The organism is Verrucosispora sp. SN26_14.1 (assembly GCF_004307965.1).
Classification (GTDB): Bacteria; Actinomycetota; Actinomycetes; order Mycobacteriales; family Micromonosporaceae; genus Micromonospora.
Genome location: NZ_SISL01000518.1, coordinates 1 through 3,926 on the forward strand (window position 1 = coordinate 1; position 3,926 = coordinate 3,926).

Annotated in this window: 3 protein-coding genes; 1 reads left to right on the forward strand and 2 read right to left on the reverse strand. The window is 73.5% G+C overall.

The genetic code is table 11. The features are described from left to right. The first annotated feature begins 820 nt into the window (after positions 1-820). Positions 821-1,078, forward strand: coding sequence for a DUF3040 domain-containing protein (locus EYA84_RS28215; protein WP_131056949.1), 258 nt, complete (start codon positions 821-823; stop codon positions 1,076-1,078). A 12-nt stretch (positions 1,079-1,090) separates the two neighbouring features. On the opposite strand, the gene EYA84_RS28220 is transcribed toward EYA84_RS28215, so the two are convergent. Beyond that, positions 1,091-2,092, reverse strand: coding sequence for an SWIM zinc finger family protein (locus tag EYA84_RS28220; RefSeq protein ID WP_131056951.1), 1,002 nt, complete (start codon positions 2,090-2,092; stop codon positions 1,091-1,093). Further along, the coding region (locus EYA84_RS28225; RefSeq protein ID WP_131056953.1) for a DEAD/DEAH box helicase at positions 2,089-3,926 on the reverse strand (1,838 nt) is incomplete at its 5' end. The genes EYA84_RS28225 and EYA84_RS28220, both read right to left, overlap by 4 nt.

The following is a 3,926-nucleotide window of genomic DNA, read 5'->3' on the forward strand; positions in this document are numbered from 1 at the left end:
GTACCGCCCAGCGCCGCGAGCGCCCGACGGCGACCGACGCGGCGACCGCCGTCGTCGTCACCGTCCAGATCGGGCGGTCCGCCCACCGGCATCGGCGGTACCCCGTGCCCGTCCGGCCCGATCCACTGCGGGCGGCCGTCGTGCGGGTAGGGCTCGACCGGGTGCGGCTGAGGTCGGGGGTACGGGGTGGCCTGGTGTGGGTGTGGTCGAGGGTGCGGGTGGGGCTGCCGGGATCGGGGGTACGGACGGGGGTCCTGTCCGCGCTCGTCGCGGCGGGGTGGCACATGCTGGTCGGCCATACACCGTTCCCGTTTCTACCCAGCGTCGCGCTCACGGCCGAGCGGGGGTGGTGAGGTGCGACGACTGCTGCCGGAGGGGGTTGCCCCGGCAAGGTAGTCAGCGGCATCTGACCCGACAAGACGGGCCGTCCCGCCCGCCCGGGGCGACTTAAGGCAACGCTCAACGCGAGCGGAGGTCGCCTACCGCACCGGTCGCCCGGGTACACACCACGCGAGCAGCACGGACGACACGAGCCGCCTACCGTAGGTGACAATCCCACCCGCCCGGTCGACGGCGGACCGGTTCGACCCCACAGGCAGATTTAAGGCGTGCGTAAGGCAGTGCTCAGGCGTCCGGTCGCGCTCCCGCCGCCGTCCGGCCCTGCTGCTGGCGCTGTCCGGCCGCGCTGGCGGCGCTGTCCGACCGCACTCCCGGTCGGTGCGGACCGGCGACCGGCCAAAGTAGGACCAGCAGGAGAGCGTGAGCCGTCGCCGCAGGGGTAATCCGCCGCGCCGTTGCTGAACGCGTGAGGGGAAGGCACATGCTCAGCAAAGAGGACCAGCGCCGTTTCGAGCAGATCACCCGCAATCTCCGGGAGAGCGATCCGGCGTTCTTCGCCCGGCTCGACAACCGATCCCGGATGCGACGCGGCCGGATGCTGCTGTTGATGACCATCGTGTTGTGGGCGGCCCTGCCGGCCACGACCGTACTCGCCGGCCGGCTGGCCGGGGCGGTGTACGCCGTCCTGCTGGTCGTCAACACCGCCCTGATGTGGCGGTACCGGCACCGCTGGGTCTGACCACCGGTCCGCTCACTCGCCGAGCTGCCGGTACGCCTGGCGCAGACGCTCGGCCAGACCCGGTCCGCCGATCGCCGGTGCGGGCGCGCCGAGCTGCCGCAACAGCAGGTCGGGGCGGCTCGCCAGGCTCGGTGGGCGGTCCGGCAGCGGCACCGGCGGCAACCAGAACCGGTCGACCGTCTCGGCGAGCGGCGGGGCCGGCAGGTCGGTGAGGACACGTGCCGCACCGGCCGCCGGAAGAGCCACGTCGCCGCCGGACGACCGGTCGGCAGCACCGTCCGTCGACGACGGACCGGGTGCTGTCGGGTCGCCTGCTCGTGGGGCGGCGCCGGTCGCCACGGGCGGATCACCGACGTGGACGTTCGGGGTGCCGTGCACCTCGCGCCCGCTCGGTGGACTGCGCAGCTCCCGCCCGTTCGGGTTGCCGCGCAGCTCGCGTAGTCGGGCGAGCAGGTCGGACCGGCTGCGGCCCCGCCAGTGCAGCAGGGCGAACGGATCCGCGTCGAACGCCTCGGCCAGCAGATAGAACGTGGCCGCGAGGTGTTTGCAGGGCACCGCCGCGTCCGGGCAGGAGCAGTGCTGCTCAAGGTCGGTCACCGTAGCGGGGAACAGCGGTGCGCCGAGCGTGGCGAGCAGTTCCTCCAACTCGGCCGGCAGGTCACCGGCGAGCAGCCGGGCGCTGAAGAACGCCTGGGCGGCCAGCTCCGTCTCGATCCGTGTCCAGAGGTCGGCCGGGAACGGTGGCAACGCGACCCGGACCTGGTACGGCCGGGGTCGTGAACCCTGCACCACCGCGTCCACGCGTCCGGGGTGGACGTCGAGGCGTACCACCTGGCCGGCGCGCGCGTACGCCCGGCCCCGGGTCAGCCGGGTGCCGAGCGCGAACGACTCCAGCACCTCCACGAACCGCCGCGACCACCAGGACACCCCGATGGCACCCCGGGTGCTGCGGGCACGCAGCCCGCCGTCGACCCGGCGCGGCGGACCGTACTCGGCGAACCGGCCCTCGGTCACTCGGCCACCGCCCCGGCCTCCAGCGCGAACAGCTCCCGCAACTGGGTGGTGGAGAGCTCGGTGATCCACTGCTCGCCGGTGCCGACGACCGACGCGGCCAGGCCGCGCTTCTCGGCGATCAGCGCGGCGACCTTCTCCTCCACCGTGCCGGCGCAGACGAACTTACGGACCTGGACCCGGCGGCGCTGCCCGATCCGGAACGCCCGGTCGGTGGCCTGGTCCTCCACCGCCGGATTCCACCACCGGTCGACGTGCACCACGTGGTTGGCGGCGGTCAGCGTCAGTCCCGTCCCACCGGCCTTGAGGGAGAGCACGAACAGCGCGGGCCCGTCGTCGGACTGGAAGCGGGCCACCATCTCGTCCCGGTCGGCCTTGCCGACCCCGCCGTGCAGGAACAGCACCTCCCGGCCGAACCGGGCCGCCAGGTGGCCGCGCAGCATCCCGCCGAACTCGGCGTACTGGGTGAACAGCAGCGCCTTCTCCCCCGCCGCCAGGACCTCGTCGAGGATCTCCGTCAACCGGGCCAGCTTGCCGGAGCGTCCGTCCAACGGGGAACCGTCGCGCAGCAACTGCGCCGGATGGTTGCAGACCTGCTTGAGCCGGGTCATCGTGGCCAGCACCAGCCCCCGCCGCTCGATGCCCTCGGAGGACTCGATCCGGGCCAGCATGTCGTCGACCACCACCCGATAGAGCGCCGCCTGCTCGGCGGTGAGGTTGCAGACGACCTCCATCTCCAGCTTCTCCGGCAGGTCCGAGATGATCGAGGCGTCGGTCTTGAGTCGGCGCAGCACGAACGGGCCGGTGATCCGGCGCAGCCGCTCGGCGGTGTCGGCGTCGCCGTGCCGCTCGATCGGCTCGGCGAACCGCTTCCGGAAGGTCGCGGCCGGGCCGAGCAGCCCCGGATTGGCGAACTGCATGATGGACCAGAGGTCGGCCAGCCGGTTCTCCACCGGCGTACCGGTGACCGCCAGCCGGTGCCGGGCGGGCAGCAACCGCACCGCCTCGGCCTGCCGGGTGGCGGCGTTCTTGATCGCCTGCGCCTCGTCCAGCACCACCCGGTGCCAGTCCACCCCGGCCAGGTCCACCGCGTCCCGCGCCGCCACCGAGTACGTGGTGAGCACCAGGTCGGCCTCCTGCGCGGCGGCACCGACGTCGTCGCCCCGGGCCCGCTGCGCGCCGTGGTGCACGTGGACGCGCAGCTCCGGGGCGAACCGGGCGGCCTCCCGCTGCCAGTTGCCGACCAGCGACATCGGACAGACCAGCAGCGTCGGCCCGGCCCCGGCCGGATCACCGGCCAGCAGCGCCAGCAACTGCACCGTCTTGCCCAGCCCCATGTCGTCGGCGAGCACCCCGCCCAGCCCGAGCGACTGGAGGAACGCCAGCCAGGCCAGCCCCCGCCGCTGGTACGGCCGCAGCGTGCCGTGGAACGACGGCGGCGGGTCCAGTGGCGTGAGCCGACGCTCCACCGACCCGGCGAGCAGGTCACCCAACGCCCCGTCGGCGGTCACCTCCAGCACCGGCAGGGCGTCCGGTTGCGTACCGTCGGCGAGCCCCAGCCGCAGCAGGTCGGCGACGGTCAGTTCGCCGGTGGACCGCAACAGGCGCAGACCGGCGGCGAGCCGCTTCGGATCCAGCTCGACCCACTGGCCGCGCAACCGCACCAGCGGCGTCTTCACCTCGGCCAGCCGGGCCAACTCCTCCTCGGTCAGCGGCTGGTCCCCGAGCGCCACCTCCCAGCGGTAGTCCACCAGGGCGTCCAACCCGACCCGGTCGGTCGGGCCGCTGACCGTGCCGGGCGCGGCCCGCGACCCGGCCCTGGCTCTTATACACCTCT

Excerpts from the sequence above, each read along its gene's own strand:
- EYA84_RS28215 (WP_131056949.1), top strand. The coding sequence starts at position 821 with ATGCTCAGCAAAGAGGACCAGCGCCGTTTCGAGCAGATCACCCGCAAT.